This is a genomic window from Flavobacterium sp., from assembly GCF_041911335.1.
Lineage (GTDB): Bacteria > Bacteroidota > Bacteroidia > Flavobacteriales > Flavobacteriaceae > Flavobacterium.
The window spans coordinates 1-20,796 of the sequence record NZ_JAYRPD010000031.1 but is presented as its reverse complement, the minus strand read 5'-3'; the positions used below and the strand labels follow the sequence as shown (position 1 = coordinate 20,796).

Below are 20,796 nucleotides of genomic sequence, written 5' to 3'. Positions count from 1 at the left end.
TTCTAACGGGTGTTTTACTTTATAGTTAAATTATTTAATTACCAAAATTGTATCGTAAAGTAAATCCACTTCTAATATTTGTTATTGGAAAAGAAGTAGAAATTACTGCTTGAGAGAATTGATGATCGTAGAAGAAACTTGCCGTTAAGTTTCTACTGAAAGAATAATCTGCTGTTAATCTTAACGACCATAAATCTTGACCACCACCTAATTGATTGTTATCATAATCTAAGTAACGTACTATTGTATTGTTTTTTCTTAATGAAAAATCTGCTTTGATGTTGATGTCACTTTTGATAATACCTGATGCGTTATCTGCTAATGCAGAATTTATGGTAACATCTTTAATACGATATCCTAAACCGATAATGTATTCGTTACCGCTAACCTCGGTTAACAAATTATTATCAAAACTCATGTTTAAGGTTCTATCTTTTTTAATTTCCGCTAAGAATTTAAATGAATTTTTTAGTGTCATATCAACTTTTACTAAAGGATTAAATTGCTCAGTAAGGTTAACATTAGACACAATCTTATTCGCATAAAAATTTCCATTAGCATCTACTGGAGCGTCATTCAAATTAGAACGAAAAGCATTAACATTATAACTTGCTCTGTAACCATGTTGAATTGAGAAAGTTTTAAAATTATCTTTAAACCAAGAATAACGCATTAAACCTGTATATTTAATATTCCAATTTGGTAATGGCGTATTTCTAAAAACTCCTGTTGCTACTTTACTTGCATCTTGTCCAGAATAAGCCGCAATGAAGGAAGGCAATAATACTTGTTGGCTATTTTTACCGTAACCAACTGGATAACCTTCAGCATCTCTTGGGAAAGTTGCAGAACCGTAATAACTTTCTGCTAATCGATTTGCCACAACCAATCTGTTATCTCTCAAATCTTGAAAGGCTTGAGAAAAATTTACATCGTTTTGAGAGAATGAGGTTTTGATTAATATTGTTGAAATATTAAAATTACCAAAATCGTATGGAGAACGAGAATTATAATCTCCATTAGTCACATCGTACTGCTCTGAAAAATTATAAGTATAAGAACGATCTGCACTTAAATCTATTTTCAAATCAGGGAATACTTCTAACTGAGCTGTCAAATTCAATTTTTTATTTTCTACTTGAGTAAAATTTTGGTTAAATTCTGGAAAAGATGTCAACCATCCATTTCTTGCAGCTTCATAACGCACATCCGCTTGGCTTCCAAAAACAAAACCTAGAGAAGGTTTAGAAGAACCAAAGAAACCTAAACCAGGTAAATATCCTGGCAACACAGTACCTTTATTTTCAGTATAATTTACTTGAATATTTTTTACGCTTGTTATAACACCTATTAATCCCGACATAAAAAGATTGCGTTCATTAGAAATATTATTATTTCCTGCTGAAGTAACTTTTTGACCTGGTTTTGGCGCTACTTGCTTATTTTTAGATACATTTTTGCCTTTATTTGACTTCGTTTTAGTTAAGCCTACATACTTATAAAACATATCCATATTCAAAACAGTATTCAACTTATGAGAACTAGCATTTTGAACTGTATTACCTAATTGATATATTGTTCCATCTTCTGCTTCTATACTTGAAAACGCATCTGAAGAACGTTGCCAATTATAATCTCCTGTGTAAGTATAAGTAGATTTTACAAAACTAAATATTGGTAACTTATTAATTGGAAGATCATAATTTACCACAAATTGTTGATTGTGTTGATTTGCTGTTCCTGTATTCCAGTAATCATCCCAAATGTCCAGTCCATCAATTGGCAAATTATTTTCATCTAAATAATTTCTAACGATATTATTAGAAGCCGCTGTATAATTTACACGTAATGATTTTGTGATATTGTAATTGAAACCGTATTGATAATTAAAGAAATAATTTCTTCTATATAAATCTCCTAATCCAATTCCTTCAACATCTACCAAACGGAATCTTTGTTTGTTAAACTGTCTTAATATGGTAGAACTGAATGAAATATTTGTTGGCAAGAAATTAAAATTAAAATCACTCAACAATTTATAATAATTACTCTTTTTAAATACTTTAGTTTCTTTAAAAGGCTCAACAGTTAACGGTTTAAATGAAAAAGCATAATCAACTGTAGATCTATTTTGTTGATCAATTAAATTTTCAATTTCATAATCATGATGTTGCGTTTCGTTTAATGAGTACGAAAGTGTTAAATTCTCAACATCATAAAAATGAGGTTTTTTCTCTGGATTTTTCTCTTTTTTAACTCCAATTAAGTTGATACTTGTTCTCTTTGTATAATCAATTGCTCGATTTTCGATATTAGAACGATCAGTCGGATTTGTAGTAAGATCTAACAATTGTTGTAGTTCAATATCTTGATAAAAAGGATCGTATTTTGGCGTAATAGTTTGTTCACCTACTCCGTAATTAAAAGGTAGATTAATTCCCCATTTTTTTGGTAATAATTTCCCTAAATTTATATTTGTTACAATGTCATATTGAAAAACATCTTCTCTACTTCTTTCGTTTGGACCTTGCTCTAAAGATCCAAATCCAATAGTACTCATTCTGGTAGTTGCAGATACGGTAGCAAAATCTGCTAAATTAGAATCTAAATTAGCAACAGCAGCATATCCGCCCTTATTATCCACATCAGACATTCGCAACTCATTGAACCAAACTTCTCCTCTTTGAATTTGTCCTGATTTATTTTTTATACCAATCATTAAAGTTCTAACTAGACCAAAATTTGGATTTCCTTTTATCCCTAATGTTAGCCTATCATTTGAAGAACCTAAATTTTCCTCTTCCACAAAACCTATTCCGTTTGCATCATAAGTGATTGAAGCATCATTAGCTAAAGCCAATATTTTTAATTGAGTTAAAAGAGAAAATGGCACATCTATTTCATTTTCCGATGGCCAAATTGCCTCAGGAGATGATGCTCCATAAGCGGTTACCTTTAAAGGAATTTCAACTTGATAAAAGTTATCTGTAAAATCATTTCCAAAACGAATAAAAGCGGTTAGACCTTCATCTTGTAAACCTCCATTTTCAGTAGCTTCAGCATGTAAAAACATACGCAGTTTTTTATACTGACGCATATCGACACTTACATTTTTGAAAACAGCTCTTGAGTCGTTTGGTTGTAATCCATTCACAACACCTCCCGTTTTATCATAAACTCTCAATGACAATGATTGCTCGTTTTGATTTATTACCGTATTGTTATTGTATAATTGCTCTCTAACTACTCCAGGAGGCGTTACATATTTAATTGGAGTTCTATCTCCGTTTTCTTGAATGTTTAAAGCCACAACATCAAACGCGGTATTATCATCATCTGTTTGTGGATCATTAAAATCTAATGAATTCACGTAGCGTCTCCATTCTCCTCTTACTAAATCTAAAGCTCCAAAACGTAATGTGACTTCATCTTTAAAACCAGTCATATACATACGCATGAAACGAATCGATCTAAAATCATTGATAGGACCTACTTTATTAGCATCTGTAAATTCTTGAATTGGAATTTTATATAAAATCCATCTAGCATTAGCCGTTTCTCCATTCGGTAATACTTCTGTAGATTTTCTTGAATCAACAATATAATTTTGACCAACAGGAACTCCATTATCTGCATCTGGATATTTCAAGATTGGCACTTCAAATTTAAAGTAGGCATTAATGGTATTCATTGTGTTGTCACGATTGATATCTTCAACATCAGGAAAGGTTGTATTACCTCTATTATTATCTGTTACCGTTACAGGGGAATTACCTTCAAAACCATTATAATTTTTATATCTTGTAACAATATCACCTGTTGTATTTAAATAAAATTCATAATTATCTGCTGATGGATCTGATTGAGAAGCAAATGCTGGGAATTTTAAAACTTCATCGGTATCGGTTAAACCATCAAAACCTGCATCTTGAACCGCTCTATTTCCCCCATTTGTATCAAAAGCATAAATTAAAGATTGTGCTGCCGGAACTTCTCCCCAAGACGTTGAAACTACAGGTTGAAGTGAATTTTCTTCAGGCAAACCATTTTCATATAGCTTTTTACCATCTCTTAAAATATCTTCTGATATTTCACCTAAATTGAATACTAATTTACCAGTATTGGTAGGATCTGCTACATCACCAGGATTACCATAGTATGGATCTAACACCCAAAACTGAATATATTCAACATTTGACTGTTCAAAATTGGTTGAATTTATAGAACGCATAATTCCTCCCCAATTTTCTGGAGCTTCAATATCTGTAAATTGATTAGTAGCAGCCAAAGTAGGATTAAAGTTATATGGACCTCTATCTTTTGGATAATAAGTTAAATCTAAAGTATTAATTACTGTTGATTGTCCTTGAGCAATATCCGTAACTGGATACAATTCTCTACTAAAAATTCTTCTTGTTCTATTAAAAGATAAATCAGTATCAGAAATACCTGCTGGAGGCTGTATATAGAATATAGGGTCAATACTATACCATGATAGTTTAGCTCTTTTATAACCTACACTTAGATTGTCAACTGATGTTTCATTTGATGTTGCATCACCATCAAAAGCACCTTCTAAAGGAATACTAGCTAAAGACCATGCTTGGGGACTTCTCATATCTATTGTTGACTGCGACCCTTCAAAATCGTCAATATAAGATGTTGGTTCTCCATTAAATTGATCCGCTTTTGATGCTCCTGGTTTTAAATAAGCAATTTCTCCTCTTAAAGAAATATTTGAAGGAACATCAGTATCAATATTTGGAAGTTTGTTTACTAATCTTGTTAAAAATGGAACTTCTGTTGAGAAATTCCCATTAAATCCAAAAATAGTATTGTTAACCGATTCTTGTCCATAATTAGATTTGGTTGTAAATGGTCGCTCCGACATGTTTAACATTGTTGCGCCTATCAAGAACTTATCATTAAACTTATGCTCAACATTAAAACCCCAAAATCTTCTTGTTTGCTGACCAAAAACAGAATTATTCTCTACCGAAACTTCAATAGGTGTGCTAGCTAGAGAAGGATCTAGAATATTTACCTTACCCATTTGATAATTCACTGTATAGTCAATACCTTCTACTAAAACTCTTCCTCCAGCCGTTACAACAACTGAACCTTGTGGCACATTGAAAGCTCCAATAGAAATTCCATCGCCACCCATAGACTTAAAGCGTCCTTTTAATTGAAATTTATTTTTAGCACTCTCCTGTAAAGCGGCAGCTTGTGTTGTTTTATATAAATTTCTAAAAACGTACTTAGCCTGATTGCTATTATAAGTTAATGGGTCATCGTAATTTTCAGCAAGCGTAGAAACATCTAATTTATTAAATAAGTGTTTTCCAAAAGGTTCCACTTTTAAGAATATAATTCTCCCTTTTTGAGCATCAACTGTTAAACCTGGATAAAAATCAAAAAAACCATCACCACCCTCTTGAGGATCATTAGTAAAATTCAACTTATCTAAATCGAAAACTTTTAATAATGGAGTTTCAACAACATCTGCTGGCAATGGATCTGTTCCTGCTTGAGTAATATAATTTAAAGGAGAGGGATCGGTATATAATATATTTAACTTAAAATCATCTTGTTGTAATTGAGCACCTCCAGGAATTTGATAAATATTTTTCATCATAATGTTCCATGTTGGCATGGTAAAATAAGGTCCAGAGCCTCCCACTTGATATTTATCAATTGTTAAATTACTTTTTAACAACTTCAAAATTAAGGCTTGAGAACTTGGAACTCCTGAAGCATCAACGTTTGTAGCGTCTACTCCATCTGTACCAAACTCTCCTACTTGATAAACTTGATCACCGATAGTATATTGGTAAGCAACAGCCAACACTTCATCATTTGCCAAACGTTGATTAAGTGAAATATAACCAAGTTGAGGATGGAATGTATATTCTGAAGCTGTTAATTTTCTTGCATTTTCAAGTTTTGCAAAGTCAACCCCTTCAGCCATTCCTGGAATATTAAAACCATTAGAAGCTGTAGAAACATCCCTAATAGAACTATTCAAAAAATTACTACCGATATTTGTTGGGTCAAATTTATTATTTCCGTTATTTGATGGGTTATCAGCTGCTACATTATAGAAAGTAGGATTGGCTGTGGTATTAACATGAACTGTTTCTTCTGGCAAAACATTGGTTAATGGCCCTTCCCCAATATCTTGTAGGGCTACTATATTTCTTAAATTATTTTCTGTTGAATTTACTCTATTTTGCTTGTTCGTAATCCAAACTTCAATTCTGTTAATTTGAACTCGAGAATTTACGTAAGGAAATGTTTCCAAAGCTTTATCATATTTATCTCTAAAGTATTGCGATAAGAAATAATGACGATCTACATCATAATCCAATGCAAACAATTCAAAATCTTGGAGAGTTCCTCCACCTTGCGCTGTTACCGATTTAGTTTGTGATTTTTGTTCTGAAAAAACTCCTGTAACCGTGGTCTTACCAAATTGTAACTGGGCTTTAACCCCAAATAAACTTTGCGCGCCTCTGATTAAAGAATTTGACAATGGAAAACTAACATTACCCACTTCAATTTTTTGGATTATATCATCTTCCGTGGGGGTGTATTCTAATTTTATTAAATTTTGAAAAGCAAAAGTTGATTGTGTATCATAATTTACGTTAACATTCAAACGTGTTCCTACTTTTCCTTGAAGACCAACACTAATTCTTTGATCAAAATCAAAACTTATTGTTTTTCTATTTCTAGGAGAAAAGGAAGGATTATCTTGCTTGGTAAAACGAACTCCTAAATCTAATTCGACAGAACCTGTAGGCTTTACATCGATTGTATTCCCACCAAAAATTGTTTCAAAAAACTTAGAATTAACATAATATCTGGGTAATAAATTCTTCTTTGCTTCTTCAGAACCCACTTTCTTTCCATCGATTGCAGCAGATTTTTCCTGATAATATTTACGCATTTGCTCACGCAAAACTAATTCTTCGTATTGTTTTGGTGTTAATATCATAGGATAATTGATATTAAAACCATCAACAGAACTGGTGTAAATATAACGATCAGATGCAGGATCATAAGTATATTTATCCAATATACTAGCTGGATTTGGCAAACTTAACTTACCTAAATCAACACCTGTTTTCACAGAATCTTTTTCTTCTTCATCTACCTGAGCTTGTAGTGAAAAAGAAAAAAGAACACATAATAATGCAAGACTATATTGTAATTTATTTATCGCTTTTATATTAATGTTTTTCAAGTTTTATAAATTTTTTAAAGCTTGTTTTATTAAGTTTTCCACAGAGGCATTTGGGGTATCTCTTATAATTTTATCAATAACTTTTTCGGCCGCTTTTCTAGCAAAACCTAATACTTCTAAAGCAGATAACGCTTCATCTTTATTTGTATTGCTTTCAACAACAGAAACTTCATCTAAATTGTACACTTTTAACACTTTTTCTTTCAAATCTAAGATAATTCTTTGGGCTGTTTTAGCACCAATTCCTTTCATCGATTGAATCGTTGCCACATCATTCGCCGCAATAGCCTGAATAATTTGTGCTGGCGCTAAAGACGACAACATTGTTCTTGCTGTACTGGCACCAACACCTGAAACTGAAAGTAGTAACTTAAAAAGTTCTCTTTCTTGTTTTTCAACAAATCCAAACAAACTATGCGAATCTTCTTTAACTTGAAGAAACGTATATAATTTCAAACTCTCAGAATCTGGAATTAATGAAAAAGTGTGTAATGAAATATTAATATGATAGCCCACACCATTGCAATCAATTACAACTTCGGTAGGTGTTTTTTCAACTAATCTTCCTTGAATGTGTGCTATCATATATACGGTATTCCTATTTGTTTTGTTTTCTACTTTTCTCTTGAGCATCTACAACAGCAACCGCCGCCATATTCACCATTTCTTCAACACTTGCACCTAATTGAAATACGTGAACTGGTTTGTCTAATCCTAAAATAATTGGACCAATAGATTCGGCTTTATTTAACTCTTTCAATAATTTGTAAGTGATATTTGCTGCGTCTAAATTAGGAAAAATAAGTGTATTAACTTTTTTATTTACCAATTTTGAAAATGGAAACTTGCTTTTTAGCATATCCGGATTCAATGCGAAATCGGTTTGAATTTCTCCATCCACGATTAAATCAGGGAAATTTTCATGTAAATAGGCTACGGCTTGGCTTATTTTAGTAGCACCTTCATTGTGAGAAGAACCAAAATTTGAATACGAAACCATTGCAATTACTGGCTCCATTCCAAACATTTTTACTGTTTTAGCTGTCATTAAAGCGATTCTTGCCAATTCTTCAGCTGAAGGGTTTGGATTGATTGCAGTATCCGATAAGAAAATCGGACCTCTTGCCGTCATCATCATATTCGTAGTAGCAATTTTAGAAACTCCTGGAGCCTTATCAATTAATTGCATTACTGGTTTAATAGTAGTTGGATAACTTCTAGAATATCCTGTTACCATAGCATCTGCTTCTCCTGTATTGACCATCATTAAACCGAAATAGTTACGCTCGCGCATCCATTTTTCAGCATCTAACAAAGTAATTCCTTTACGCTTTCTGGTTTCCCAAAAATGATTGGCATAGGCTAATCTTTTAGCTTCCGATTCTTTTGTTTTTGGATCAAAAATTGGCACTTCGGTATCGAAACCAATTTCTGATTTTAACTCTTTAATGATTTCTTGATTTCCTAATAAAATTGGGAAACCAATACCTTCTTCATGAACAATTTGCGCTGCTTTTAACACATCTATTTGATCTGCTTCCGCAAAAATGATACGTTTTGGATTCGTTCTAGCTCTATTAGTTAACAAACGAATCATTTTGTTATCTGAACCCATTCGTTCTAACAATTCGTCTTTGTATTTTTCCCAATCGGTAATTGGAGCTGTTGCAACACCTGATTCCATAGCAGCTTTGGCTACGGCTGGTGGAACTGCTGCAATTAATCTTGGATCAAAAGGTTTTGGAATGATATAATCGCGACCAAACGTTAATTTCGTTTCGCCATAAGCAATATTTACTTGCTCTGGAACCGATTCTTTTGCTAATTCCGCTAAAGCGATAACAGCAGCTTTTTTCATTTCCTCATTAATTTTAGTCGCTCTAACATCTAAAGCACCTCTAAAAATAAATGGAAAACCTAATACATTATTCACTTGGTTAGGATGATCAGAACGGCCTGTTGCCATAATGATATCTTTACGCGTATCAATTGCCAAATTATAGTTGATTTCTGGTGTAGGATTTGCCATCGCAAAAACGATAGGATTATCTGCCATTGACAATAACATTTCAGTCGTAACGATATCTCCAGAAGACAATCCAATAAACACGTCAGCACCTTTCATAGCATGGGCTAAATCGTCATAATGTTTATCCGTTGCATAACGGCGTTGCATATCGGTAACTCTTGGATCGTCTTTTCTTAAGGCTCCTTTACTGTTGAACATGACAACATTTTCTGGTTTCACACCAAAAGAAACATATAAATTAGCACAAGCAATCGCAGCCGAACCTGCTCCAGAAATGACCATTTTCACTTCTTCCATTTTCTTTCCTGCTAATTCCACAGCATTTAATAAAGCGGCTGATGAAATAATTGCAGTTCCGTGTTGGTCATCGTGCATTACCGGAATATTTAACTCTTCTACCAAACGTCTTTCAATTTCGAAAGATTCTGGTGCTTTGATGTCTTCTAGGTTAATTCCTCCGAAAGTTGGAGCAATATTTTTTACCGTTGCAATGAATTCTTCAATGTCTTTTGTTCCAACTTCGATATCAAATACATCAATATCAGCGAAGATTTTGAACAACAAACCTTTTCCTTCCATTACAGGTTTTGAAGCTTCTGGACCAATATCTCCTAAACCTAAAACTGCGGTTCCGTTTGAGATTACAGCTACTAAATTTCCTTTTGCGGTATATTTATAAACGTTGTTAACGTCTTTTTCAATTTCTAAACAAGGTTCTGCTACTCCTGGAGAATAAGCTAAAGCTAAATCTCTTTGTGTAGCATATTTTTTTGTGGGAACTACCTGAATTTTACCAGGTGTAGGTTTTGCGTGATATAATAAGGCTTCTCTACGTTTACTATCTTTATGCATGATTTTTTTATTTTACTAACTTACAAATATAGTAGTATGCATATAAAATGAGAAATTATTTTGGCATTCTTTTGAAAAAAATATCAATGTTTGGTTTTGATTTGAAAACAATAAAGTTATGAACTTACCTCTTCAAACTAAAATGTCCTTTCAAAACACGTCCGTCTTCTAACTGAATTGAATACCAATAATCCGATGACGGCATTTGGACTCCATTAAAAGTACCATCCCATCCTTGACTTAATGGACTAATTTGTTTTAATAGTTTGCCATATCTATCAAATATGTGAATCGTGGTATCTATATTGAAATTTGAATTCACGCCTTTAACATTCCAATAATCATTGATTCCATCTCCATTTGGTGTGAAATAATTTGGAATTCCAAGCACACTAATTTCTTCAGTTACAACTCCACAGCCATTCAAATCTCTTACGTAAACTGTGTAAATTCCTGATGCAATATTTTGGAAAATATTTGATGATTGATAATCTATATTATCCAAACTAAACTCATAATTTCCTAAACCTGTAACTAAAACGGTAACTGAATTATCATCGGATAAATCAACAATTTCTATATCATTAATAGTTGCAATGTCTGATGCAGTAACCGTTATAGCTCGAGTTCTCAAGCAACCATTTGAATTAGTGACCTCAACAGTGTAAATACCTTCTGTATTTACTGTTAAGTCATAATTTGTTCCAGTAGAAATAACAGAACCATCTAAAAACCATTGATAGGTAAAATTTGAAACAGTGGTTTCATCTAATAAACCCGCATTGATTTCTTTTGTAAACAATGGATTATTGCTACAAACTAATTCATCACCATATAATTCAATTTCGGGTAAAGGATTTACGATTAATGGAATAGTCAAAACTGCTTTACATATTGTATTTATTGGGTTTATAACCTCAACCTGAATATTTTGCGTAGCACTAACCAATGGATTGGGCAACGGACTCGGTAACGAATTTCCTGTCTCATCAAAATAATTAACCAGCATTCCTGTTTGAGTTCCTAAAATAGTACTTTGAAAACTTGAAGTGTCAAATGCAAATAAACCATCTTGATCCGTTGGATCTAATTCATCATCGCAAACTGTTGTTAAGTTGGTTGGAATTGCATAAGCTTCGGGTAAATCATCAACTGTAAATGTGATGTTTGTTTCAAAATAACAAGCGTTTGTTGTATTGTTTGTTGCTCTAACTTTTACAATTTGAGTGATAGTATTAAATGGATTTGGCAACGGGCTTGGCAACGGATTATTATTCTCATCCCAATATGCCAAAGTAACATTTGTTAATCCGTTTAACAAAGTAGTTTCTAATGTTGAAGTATCAAAACCAAAACTTCCATCTTGGTCGTCATCGCAATGGGTGTAACTTAAAGGTACTATAATTGGCAAAGGCTCTACATTTAATGTAATATGATTTCCTAAACCCAAACATTCATTATCTATCTGGCTATCTACACGAACAAAAATATTTTGTGTTGTTGGTGAACTTGTATTGGTAAAATTCGAAGCATTTGTAATTGCGTTTTGTTCGGCTAAAGCATCTGTTATAGTTTGATAATAAGTAATATCCAAAACTTGTCCTACTGGGTATAACGTTTGAATAGCTGCTGTTGCACTACTAAAATCAAACGTAGCAATACCATCTGAGTTTGAACCTGAAACGGCATCATCGCAAACTGTAAAAGTTCGTTGAAATGTAGTAGGAATTAATGTAGTAGAAACAATTAAATTTAAAGTCGCTACTCGAAAACAACCATTTGCATTTTGAACTCTAATAAAAACTTGGTCAGTACTTACAGTTTGATTCGTATATGTTATAAAGTTTACTATAGGATTGGTATTATTTTGCGCTTCTGTAAGTGTTTCAAAATAAGAAAAAGACAAACCAGTAGTTGAAGTAACTACAAATTCGTTTGCTTCTGTTAAGTTGAAAGCACTAAAACCATCGTTGTTATCGTCGCATTGTTTTAAACTAGTTGTTGCATTAATGTTAGGCAAACTAAATACTTCTATCTGAAAAGAAGTTATGGCAAAACAATTTACATTTTGGTTGTTAGTCATTTTCACATAAATAGTTTCTACCACATTTGTATTTACATAGGTAGCAGGATTACTGATTAAATCGGTTAATGCAACATCTTTATAGTATGAAAGCGAAAAATCAATTGCTGATTGTCCGTTTAAAATTGTGGTTTGTTTACTTGTTAAGTTGAAAACTACTTTACCATCAACATCAGTTCCAAAACTGGTGTTATCGCAAAGTTGAATAGGTGAAATTGTGTTACTTGGCAATGGGCTTTCAAAAACTTGAATATCAAAAGTAGTGGTTGCTTTACATTCTGAATTATCTAAATTATAAACTTCAGCAATAATGGTTTGTGCTTGGTAAGCAGCAACATTTTGATAACTATTTGGATTAGCTATGGCAATATTATTTGCATAATCTGTTGCATTAACAAAGTAGCGAACGCCATATTGTGTTGGTGATTGACCGTTTAAAATGGCTGATGTTTTCGTTGATAAATCAAAATTATAGAAGCCATCATTGTTGTCGTCACAAATTAAACTATTTATGGGTTGTGTGGCTATGGGTACTTCAGAAATTACAATATCTCTTGTAGTCACACCTGTACCATAACTGCTTGTTGCAGTTACTGAAACGGTATAAGTTCCTGCTGTTGCATATGAGTGAATAGGATTTATACTATTAGAAGTATTCCCATCTCCAAAATTCCAAATTGCACTAACAATAGATGAATTGCTCAGTTGAAACTGAGTGGATTCTCCAACACAAGCATTTTGTAACTGAATAGCTGGTGCAAAATAGGACTGATTAAAAACAGGCAAACCTAAAGAAGAATTTCTACCTAATAAATCAACTTGATTCGGAACAAAACTACACCCAACTCCTAAAACATTAGGATTGTTTATACAACCCAAAAACGGATTACTACCCATTGCGCTATAAATCTTTCCGTCTGGACCTAATTGCAATGATAATGGTCTGTATAGATTAGGTGTGGAAGTTGAGTTCTGAAATATTGTTACAATTGAATTTGGAATATCCGCTGCTGTTAAATCAAATTGATACAAAAAAAACGAATTATTAGCTGTTGCATATAGTATTTGATTGTTAGGCGAGAATTCAACACCGTATATTGAATTTGAAGTTGTTTGAATTAATGTAATAAAATTTGAAACCACTCCTGTATTATTGTTAAAATCATATAATTCTAAAAAATTTTGATCTAAAGAATACGATTTTTGATAACATACCGCTAACTTTTGCCCATTTGGAGAAATTTTCATACCGCCAGGTGCTCCATTTTTATTTGTTCCATTACTTGCAGTATGTGGAGCAAAACCAATACTACTAATTACTGGAGTTGAACTTAATCCTGAACCTGTTAATAGATGAGAATAAAAATTGTTACTCTCAAAAGCGTGTGTCAATATCCAAAAATCAATATTATTTGCGTGCTTAACTACTGAAATTTTTTCACAAGATGGAGTATAAACCAAAACGTTTTTAGTTGTAGTTACAGCACCTAATCCTCCGTCTAAATTCAAATCTATAATAGAATACCGAAAACCATTGGCTTTAGCTACTTCGTCTAAAGTAAAAACATAAAATAAATTTGTTGAACCTGGTAATGGAACTATTGTTCCAGACTGTGTAGAAGATTCGTGTCCTAAAAGTCCCGAACCATTAACCATTATTTGATGATTACGATTATAAACTGTTCTACCATCGGTATAAAAAAGTAGTTGTCCTGTTGCATCTGATAGTGTTGCACAACCTTCATAGGTTTGCATAGCACTATTAGTTAAGGCTACTGGTGTACCGCTATTAAAAGTTATGGCTGCATTTTGTCCAAAATACCAGTTATTAGCTTCCCCTTGTGCAAAGGAAGCTAATACTGATAGCATTATGAGTAAAACTGATAAATTGGATTTCATTCTTCAATTTTATTATTATTTAATTTGGCCACTCTACTGTAACAATGAACTCTAAATTAATTTCGGGATAGCTAAGAGTTATTGTATTTGGTTTTGTGGTAGTGTAGGCACTAAAATTAAAATCTCTATAATCTGGTGGACCTACCATTAAATCTTGCCCAAGTGGTGGATTATCTTCATCCGCCAAGCCCATTCTAATTGCTTTCTCTGGTTGAATGTATAAATTTTCAGTTATAAAACTCCATGTTAAATCTCCTTGATTTTGTTTAACGGATGAAGTGTACCATTTTCTAAAACTATAAGCATCTTCAAATGGTGAATTTAAAGTTGATTTATTAAAACCAAAGTAAACATCAGCCAAATGATTTGGATTTGAGGTTGGAAACTCTGGATCCCAAGTCGTATTGATACCACTAAAAGATATAACTTGCATACCTGTAACTTTTACGGCATTTCCTCTATTAACGGTTATTGGTACTGACTTTACACTGCTGTAAACATTACCTTCTTTGGTTGCTTTAAAATAAATGGTATTAGAACCAACTTTGTCTAAATTAAATTTTAATGTTCTAGAAGTACCAAAACCAGTAAATAAACCTGCCTCTGTGACAAAATTATCATACGAGTATAAAATACCTGTCATGTTTTCATCGCTTGTGATGGTTACAGTAAATTCTTGGTCAACAGTTACTGCCGTACTACTCGCTACTGCATTTATGGTAAAAGTAGTAGGTGTTGGATTATTGTTTTCTTTTGAGTCGTCTGAACTACAAGAAAGGACTAATAATCCTGTTAATAGAATAAATAGTTTTTTCATCTCTCTTTTATGGATAATAAATTATATAATCATTATTTTTTAATTCTTCAAAAGTAATGTCCTTTCTTAAAACCATGTGATTGAACCTAATATCGTCCCATTCTTCTTGAGTTGTTGCTAATTCGTCAAAGAAATAAATACTAAACTTGCCTTCAGGAAGTTGAGAATAAATTTCTACCCAATCAGGATCGTAACCAGAGGCCAATTCAATATTATTTGCATCACAAGAACTAATTAATACTGGTTTTTCAATTGGTAAAATTATTTCCGGAAAATGATATACATCATAACTTTTTGAATACCAATAATATATCCTTTCTGCCGAATTGTTTTTAACACGTATAGCTTTACCAGGAAATTTTTCAGGATGACAGGAACATAAAATAAAAAAAATAAAAATGTATTTAATTAGTGTTTTCATAATTTTATTAATTTAAAGGGTGATCACTTGAATATAACCAATTTTGCATATAACCATGTTGATTTGCGTAACGCCATGCCCATCTATTTGCCGAAGTTTCAGTCCATTCAGCACCAAATATACTCGGAATGCCTATCGCAAATAAATATGACAATCCAAATCTTTGACTTTGAAACGTATGCCCATATTCATGCCAAAATAAACCACCATTACTAAAAATCCAGCCACCAGAATATTCTTTATCTAATTGACCTGGTATATTTGCATTTATGTAATTTCCTAACGATACCCCCCATCCAGTTTCTACATCTGAATCTTCATTAATAATAAAAGTTGCTCCTCCAAAATACATAACTTCATCAACTTCTCCCGCTACATTTCTAGCATGAGAATAAGTATAACCTACTGATGTTTGAATGGCTTCCCAAGTAAATCGTGAGAAAATTTGTAATACTTGCCCAAAAAAGGTTCTATTCGAATCGGTTTTAAATAATCCCATATCAATCTTCCATGCATTCTGAGTTTTATCCCAATCATAATTATGAAAATTCACACCATGTGTAACAATGTTTGCAAGAGTTTCAAAAACAGCCACAACAAAAGAAAACAATTCACCTGATTTATCATTATATTTCAACGGATTATTTAACACATACCCATAACGGTTAAAATTTTGAGTATTATTAAGTTCTTGTACAAAATTATCAGGTTGTAAAAATCTATGTACTAAAGGGTCGTATAAACGACCGTTCATGTGGATTAGATTAACCCCTTGTAAATGTTCATGTCCTGTATATCCTCTATCTAATGCTACTAAACCTGTAAGTACGTTACCTACACCATCTTGTACTTTTACTATAATACCCCAAGCATCAAACAAACGTTTTTCAACTACTTGTCCTGATTGGTTCGTAATAGCCACAATACTACCTAAATAATCTCTGTGCAAATATAAATAATTTTGCGTTATGCCGTCGCTTTTTAACACTGCTGGTGCTGTGTATCCATCCCCTCCAATGTAAGTAACGAACTCAACTTCATTTGTTAGTGTATTGTGTTTGATTTCCAATGCGCCAAGTGTGGCATAATGTTTACGGTATTTTCGTTGTGTTTTATCTGTTTCTAAACTACCATAATACATAGTACTTCTGTTTTGAAACACATTGTAATCAAAACTTATTCTATCAAAACCATCTTCAAAAATTTCAACAGGGCTTTTGAAGGCATTGTAAGTGACATTTAAATCGCTTCTATTTTGATAATAGTTGAAAGCGGCAGGTGTTGGATCTATAGAAGAATTTTGATAAACAGGCCCTGAATAATTATAATGCCCTTGATTATTGTCTGAAATTCTACCTCTGTTGTCATAGATTTGTTGCACTTGATTTCCAGTTGCATCAGTATAATGTGTTAATCTATCTAATGTGTCATATTGGAAGGTTTCATTCCAAGCAAACATACTATTATATCGAGAAGTTAAATTACCTCTTTGTGGTTCAAAAGTGGTGTTTAAAGTCATGACGTTAACAGGTGTTGTACCTGCTAAATCGTGCTTAGACTGCGTAATAAATCCAAAATTGTCATACGTTTTAGAAATTGCAATTCCATTACCTAAAGTTGCACTTGTTAATTGCCCTCTTGTATTAACGGTATTGGTTTGCCATAAAACTTGACTTGTTGCATCATCTAAAATTTGCCAATGAAAACCATTTTTATAGGTGTTTTTTGTCCATTTTGATGAACTTTTACCAGTTGCTACATGAAGACTATGCTGGTATTCTTTTTCAACTCTACCAAACGAATCAAACACAGAAGCCATTTGATAATGTGCATACGGGCTAAATTCTGTTGTTCTCCACAATCTTTTATAAGTATCATATTCATAAGAATAGGATGTGCTGGTGTTTGTTGTGATACCCGTTAACAATTTTGTAGTTCCATCATAATTGTAATATGAAATTAGATGGGTATTATCGCCGAGTACTTCTTTTTGAGTTAATTTACCAACTGAATTTAATGTGTAAGTTGTTTCTCCTTTTGGAGTTTTTTCCCAAGTTAACTCGCCTAAATCGTTGTATGTGTATTCATAAATACCAGCAGATGGATCTGTTAATTTAATTTTTCTACCCCAACCATCTTGATCTACACTAATAATTACCCCATCATAATTTGATTGTTTTAAATTACCATTAGGATAATGTTGATAATTTATAGTGCCTCCATCATCAGTCATTGATACTGTAAAATCAACTGCATTTTTTGTTGTTGTAACCGTTTTAAATCCATCATTCATTGTAGATGCTAACCCAGAATAACTGATATTGGTTGTTTTACCTGTATATGCAACTGTTTGAACTAATCTACCATAATTGTCAAATGAACTGGTGTTCACTTGTGTTGGTGCTCCAGATAAATTAGCATAAGGTTCACTCACGCTAATTTTTCTATCATAAATGTCATAATCAGTTTTTACATAAGACCATGTATTATCAATGTTTTTATTACCAGAGATTGTTTCTCTTCCTAAATCATCAAAAACAACAATTGTTTGACCGCCTTCATCATTTGTAGTTGTGACCTTAACATCAGTAGTATTTGTCATTTGAAACAAATAGGTTTTCTTTTTGCCTAAATAATCAACTACTTTTCTTTTTCGCAACCATACATCATAGCTGTAAGTTGTTGTTAATCCATAAGGGTTGGTTTCTGTGAGTAACAGCCCTGTGCTATTGTTGTAGGTGTAATTTGTTGCTAACCCTTCAATATCAATACTTTTTGTTAAAAATCTTCCTGTCGTGTCATATTCATAATTTGTTATTCTGGGTGTTAATCCAACTGCTGTAATTGTTTTTTTAGTAACATTTCCAAAAATGTCATAAAGATTATCTTCAGTTACATAGTTCGTACCTGTGCCTTTTTTCTTAACTTGAGATAATAATTGGTTTGCATTGTATGTGTAAATTTCTTCGGAAGTCATTGTACTGCCTTCATAGATTAATTCTACATTTTTTTTATTTTTTCTACCAATTATATAAGGTGTTGCTGTTGGCAGATTATCATATAAATAATCTGTCTTTTCTGTTTTTTGAATTGTATATCCTAATTTACTGTATGTAATATTTTGAGTTGGGTTATTAAAATTATCATAGGTTGTTACAACTTCTTTTGAGGTTCCTTCCAATCCGTTATAAATAGTTGAAGATGTGTTCTTTATTTTATACACTTTGTTAGGCAGTAACTCATCTTCATAATTTATAATCGACTTTGAAATAAAAGATGTAGGTGTTAAAGTTGCAAAATTACCATTATAAAAACTTCCCAAAACTGAAAACATTTCTGTAATAATGCCTCTTCTATTAACATCATGTTTACTTATATTTGAGATTATAGAATAATTATCATTGTACCAATTCGTCTTTAGTAAACCTCTAAAACCAATAAATCCAAGCCCTTCTACATTAGATACAGCACCATTATATTTATAGTCTTGCTTTTTGTATTCGATACTACTTTGTTGTTCTAATCTTGAAACAATTTTAATGTCAGGTGCATTACTTATATCAAAATTTGGATAATTTTCTGTATATGTCGTAGGAGTAAATATATCTTCAAATGTAAAATCATCTTGTACCAAAGAACTATAAGTTATTGTTTCTTTAACACCATTACCCAAAGTAATAGATTTCAATAACTTTTCACCTCCAAAATTTCTATTGTAAAAAGTGCTAATAATTTTGTTTTCATAAACAAATCCCAACTCTAAATTTTTGTTTTGCGAATTAGGATTTAAAAATATGGGGATTGGAAGACAACTTGAATTAGAAGTGGAGTTTGCTACTAAATCTTTTTCTAGTGTAAATAGAAAATTATCATTTTTATTAGAATAAATTTTGACATTAATGTCAAAATTAAGGAGTGTGTTTCCAGAAGAATTAAATCTGTATTTTGATTGAATCAAATCAGTTTTTCCATCATTATTAATATCCGTTGAAATTATATCCCAATAATCAAAATATGATCCTGTTGAAATTGAACCACCTGTTGCAATTTCATTATGTGAAAACGGTAAAATTTTCACTGATTTAACAGATGAAGTGCCTGTTGAATAGAAAAAGGCAAAATCATTACCATAAGCCTTTGGGATCATAAAATCCATTTTACTGTCACCATTATAATCTCCTAAAAAATATTGGTGAATTAGTGGCTAATGTAATGTCTGCATCTGGAATATTCCATTGTAAAACTAATTGTTTGTTATCATTCAAAGAATAAACTTTTGCATTACCTGCGTTTACAACTAAAATATCCGCTTTACCATCACCATTATAGTCCGCTACATGAAATTTAGTATCATCAGTTGTTGTTAAAAAACCTGCGACGTTTATAAAATTTGTTGTGTTTCTTCTATCTAAATCAACAAAAAATACTTTACCACCTTGATAAGTTTGAGTATAAGTAGAACAATTTTGTGTTACTTGATAGGTTACTTTTTTTTCAACAGTTAAAACATCTGTTAAACCATCGCCATTAAAATCACCACTTAAAAACACCTTTGGAATTACTTTTTCAATGGATACCCAAACTGGGTCGTTAGGATCGTTAGGATCTACAACTCTTTGCTGTTCGCTTTGTGAATCATTCTGATTATTAATGATGTTTCCACAAGGTTCTCTCCAATACCCATAAGTAAATTTTGGAAAGGCATATTCTTTTGAATACTGAAAATATATTGGGTTTGTTGTACCCGTAGAATAGGTACTAAAATTAACAAGATTAGAAGATGTGTTTGCTTTTACTACACACCATGCTTGGTCTGGCATCAATTTATAACCATAACTTGCACTACCGCCTAACCAAGAAACGGGAAAAACATCTTGAAAACTACCAACATTATGAACATACCCCAAATTATATGTATTAGTATCGTTAATTCCCGTAAATAACCATAGTTCTTTTTTAGCATTTGTGCCATTTGTAGGATATAATATAAAATCCATTAAACCATTACCTGTAAAATCACCAGTAATTATTGCAGTATTAAATTGATTTGTATTTGTGGTTCCAAAACTAGCTGTTGTAGAATCAAACGCCATATCGTTTGCTAAATCATCATAGGTAAAAATAGTTGGATTTAAACTTTTTGAATTATCTCCTGTTTTTTCTGTAATACTTGTCAATCGTTCATAACCTAACGAAGTTGTGTTGTGAGCTAAATAATAGTTTCTATAACCAACCCCATTACCAACAACCTTAATTTGACTTAAAATATTATTATTCACTACTATCCGAAAGTTTTTCAAAAATATAAAAAAAACTTCTGTATCCCTTTGTTTATATGCTTAATTTTGTTTGATTGATAAAATTATCTGTTGAAAAAATGTTTTTTTCTGGTGGTTTTTCAGCTTTTTTTACAATTGGCTTTAGTTCATTGCAAACGTATTCTATT

8 protein-coding genes are annotated in these 20,796 nt (G+C 32.1%); all 8 read right to left on the bottom strand.

Features of this window, described 5'->3' with window-relative positions:
* Window positions 1-34: 34 nt before the first annotated feature.
* Entirely contained in the window at window positions 35-7,249 is a 7,215-nt protein-coding gene (sprA, locus tag ACE3PD_RS04210; RefSeq protein ID WP_374399827.1) for a cell surface protein SprA, read from the bottom strand.
* Window positions 7,250-7,252: 3 nt separating this feature from the next.
* Window positions 7,253-7,834, bottom strand: coding sequence for a Holliday junction branch migration protein RuvA (gene ruvA, locus ACE3PD_RS04205; RefSeq protein ID WP_194093339.1), 582 nt, complete (start codon window positions 7,832-7,834; stop codon window positions 7,253-7,255).
* A 13-nt stretch (window positions 7,835-7,847) separates the two neighbouring features.
* Window positions 7,848-10,130, bottom strand: coding sequence for an NADP-dependent malic enzyme (locus ACE3PD_RS04200; protein ID WP_374399824.1), 2,283 nt, complete (start codon window positions 10,128-10,130; stop codon window positions 7,848-7,850).
* 124 nt (window positions 10,131-10,254) lie between these two features.
* On the bottom strand, window positions 10,255-14,112 hold the full coding sequence (locus ACE3PD_RS04195; RefSeq protein WP_374399822.1) for a T9SS type B sorting domain-containing protein: 3,858 nt from the start codon (window positions 14,110-14,112) through the stop codon (window positions 10,255-10,257).
* A gap of 19 nt (window positions 14,113-14,131) precedes the next feature.
* A complete protein-coding gene (locus ACE3PD_RS04190; protein ID WP_374399820.1) occupies window positions 14,132-14,929 on the bottom strand; it encodes a hypothetical protein in 798 nt (265 codons plus the stop codon).
* Window positions 14,930-14,936: 7 nt separating this feature from the next.
* On the bottom strand, window positions 14,937-15,350 hold the full coding sequence (locus ACE3PD_RS04185; RefSeq protein ID WP_374399818.1) for a hypothetical protein: 414 nt from the start codon (window positions 15,348-15,350) through the stop codon (window positions 14,937-14,939).
* Window positions 15,351-15,357: 7 nt separating this feature from the next.
* A complete protein-coding gene (locus ACE3PD_RS04180) occupies window positions 15,358-19,506 on the bottom strand; it encodes an RHS repeat-associated core domain-containing protein (protein WP_374399816.1) in 4,149 nt (1,382 codons plus the stop codon).
* A 13-nt stretch (window positions 19,507-19,519) separates the two neighbouring features.
* On the bottom strand, window positions 19,520-20,629 hold the full coding sequence (locus ACE3PD_RS04175) for an FG-GAP repeat domain-containing protein (protein ID WP_374399814.1): 1,110 nt from the start codon (window positions 20,627-20,629) through the stop codon (window positions 19,520-19,522).
* Between the last annotated feature and the right edge of the window lie 167 nt (window positions 20,630-20,796).

Coding starts and splice junctions, on each gene's coding strand:
- ACE3PD_RS04190 (WP_374399820.1), bottom strand. CDS start 14,929: ATGAAAAAACTATTTATTCTATTAACAGGATTATTAGTCCTTTCTTGT.
- ruvA (WP_194093339.1), bottom strand. CDS start 7,834: ATGATAGCACACATTCAAGGAAGATTAGTTGAAAAAACACCTACCGAA.
- ACE3PD_RS04185 (WP_374399818.1), bottom strand. CDS start 15,350: ATGAAAACACTAATTAAATACATTTTTATTTTTTTTATTTTATGTTCC.
- ACE3PD_RS04180 (WP_374399816.1), bottom strand. CDS start 19,506: ATGGATTTTATGATCCCAAAGGCTTATGGTAATGATTTTGCCTTTTTC.
- ACE3PD_RS04200 (WP_374399824.1), bottom strand. CDS start 10,130: ATGCATAAAGATAGTAAACGTAGAGAAGCCTTATTATATCACGCAAAA.
- ACE3PD_RS04195 (WP_374399822.1), bottom strand. CDS start 14,112: ATGAAATCCAATTTATCAGTTTTACTCATAATGCTATCAGTATTAGCT.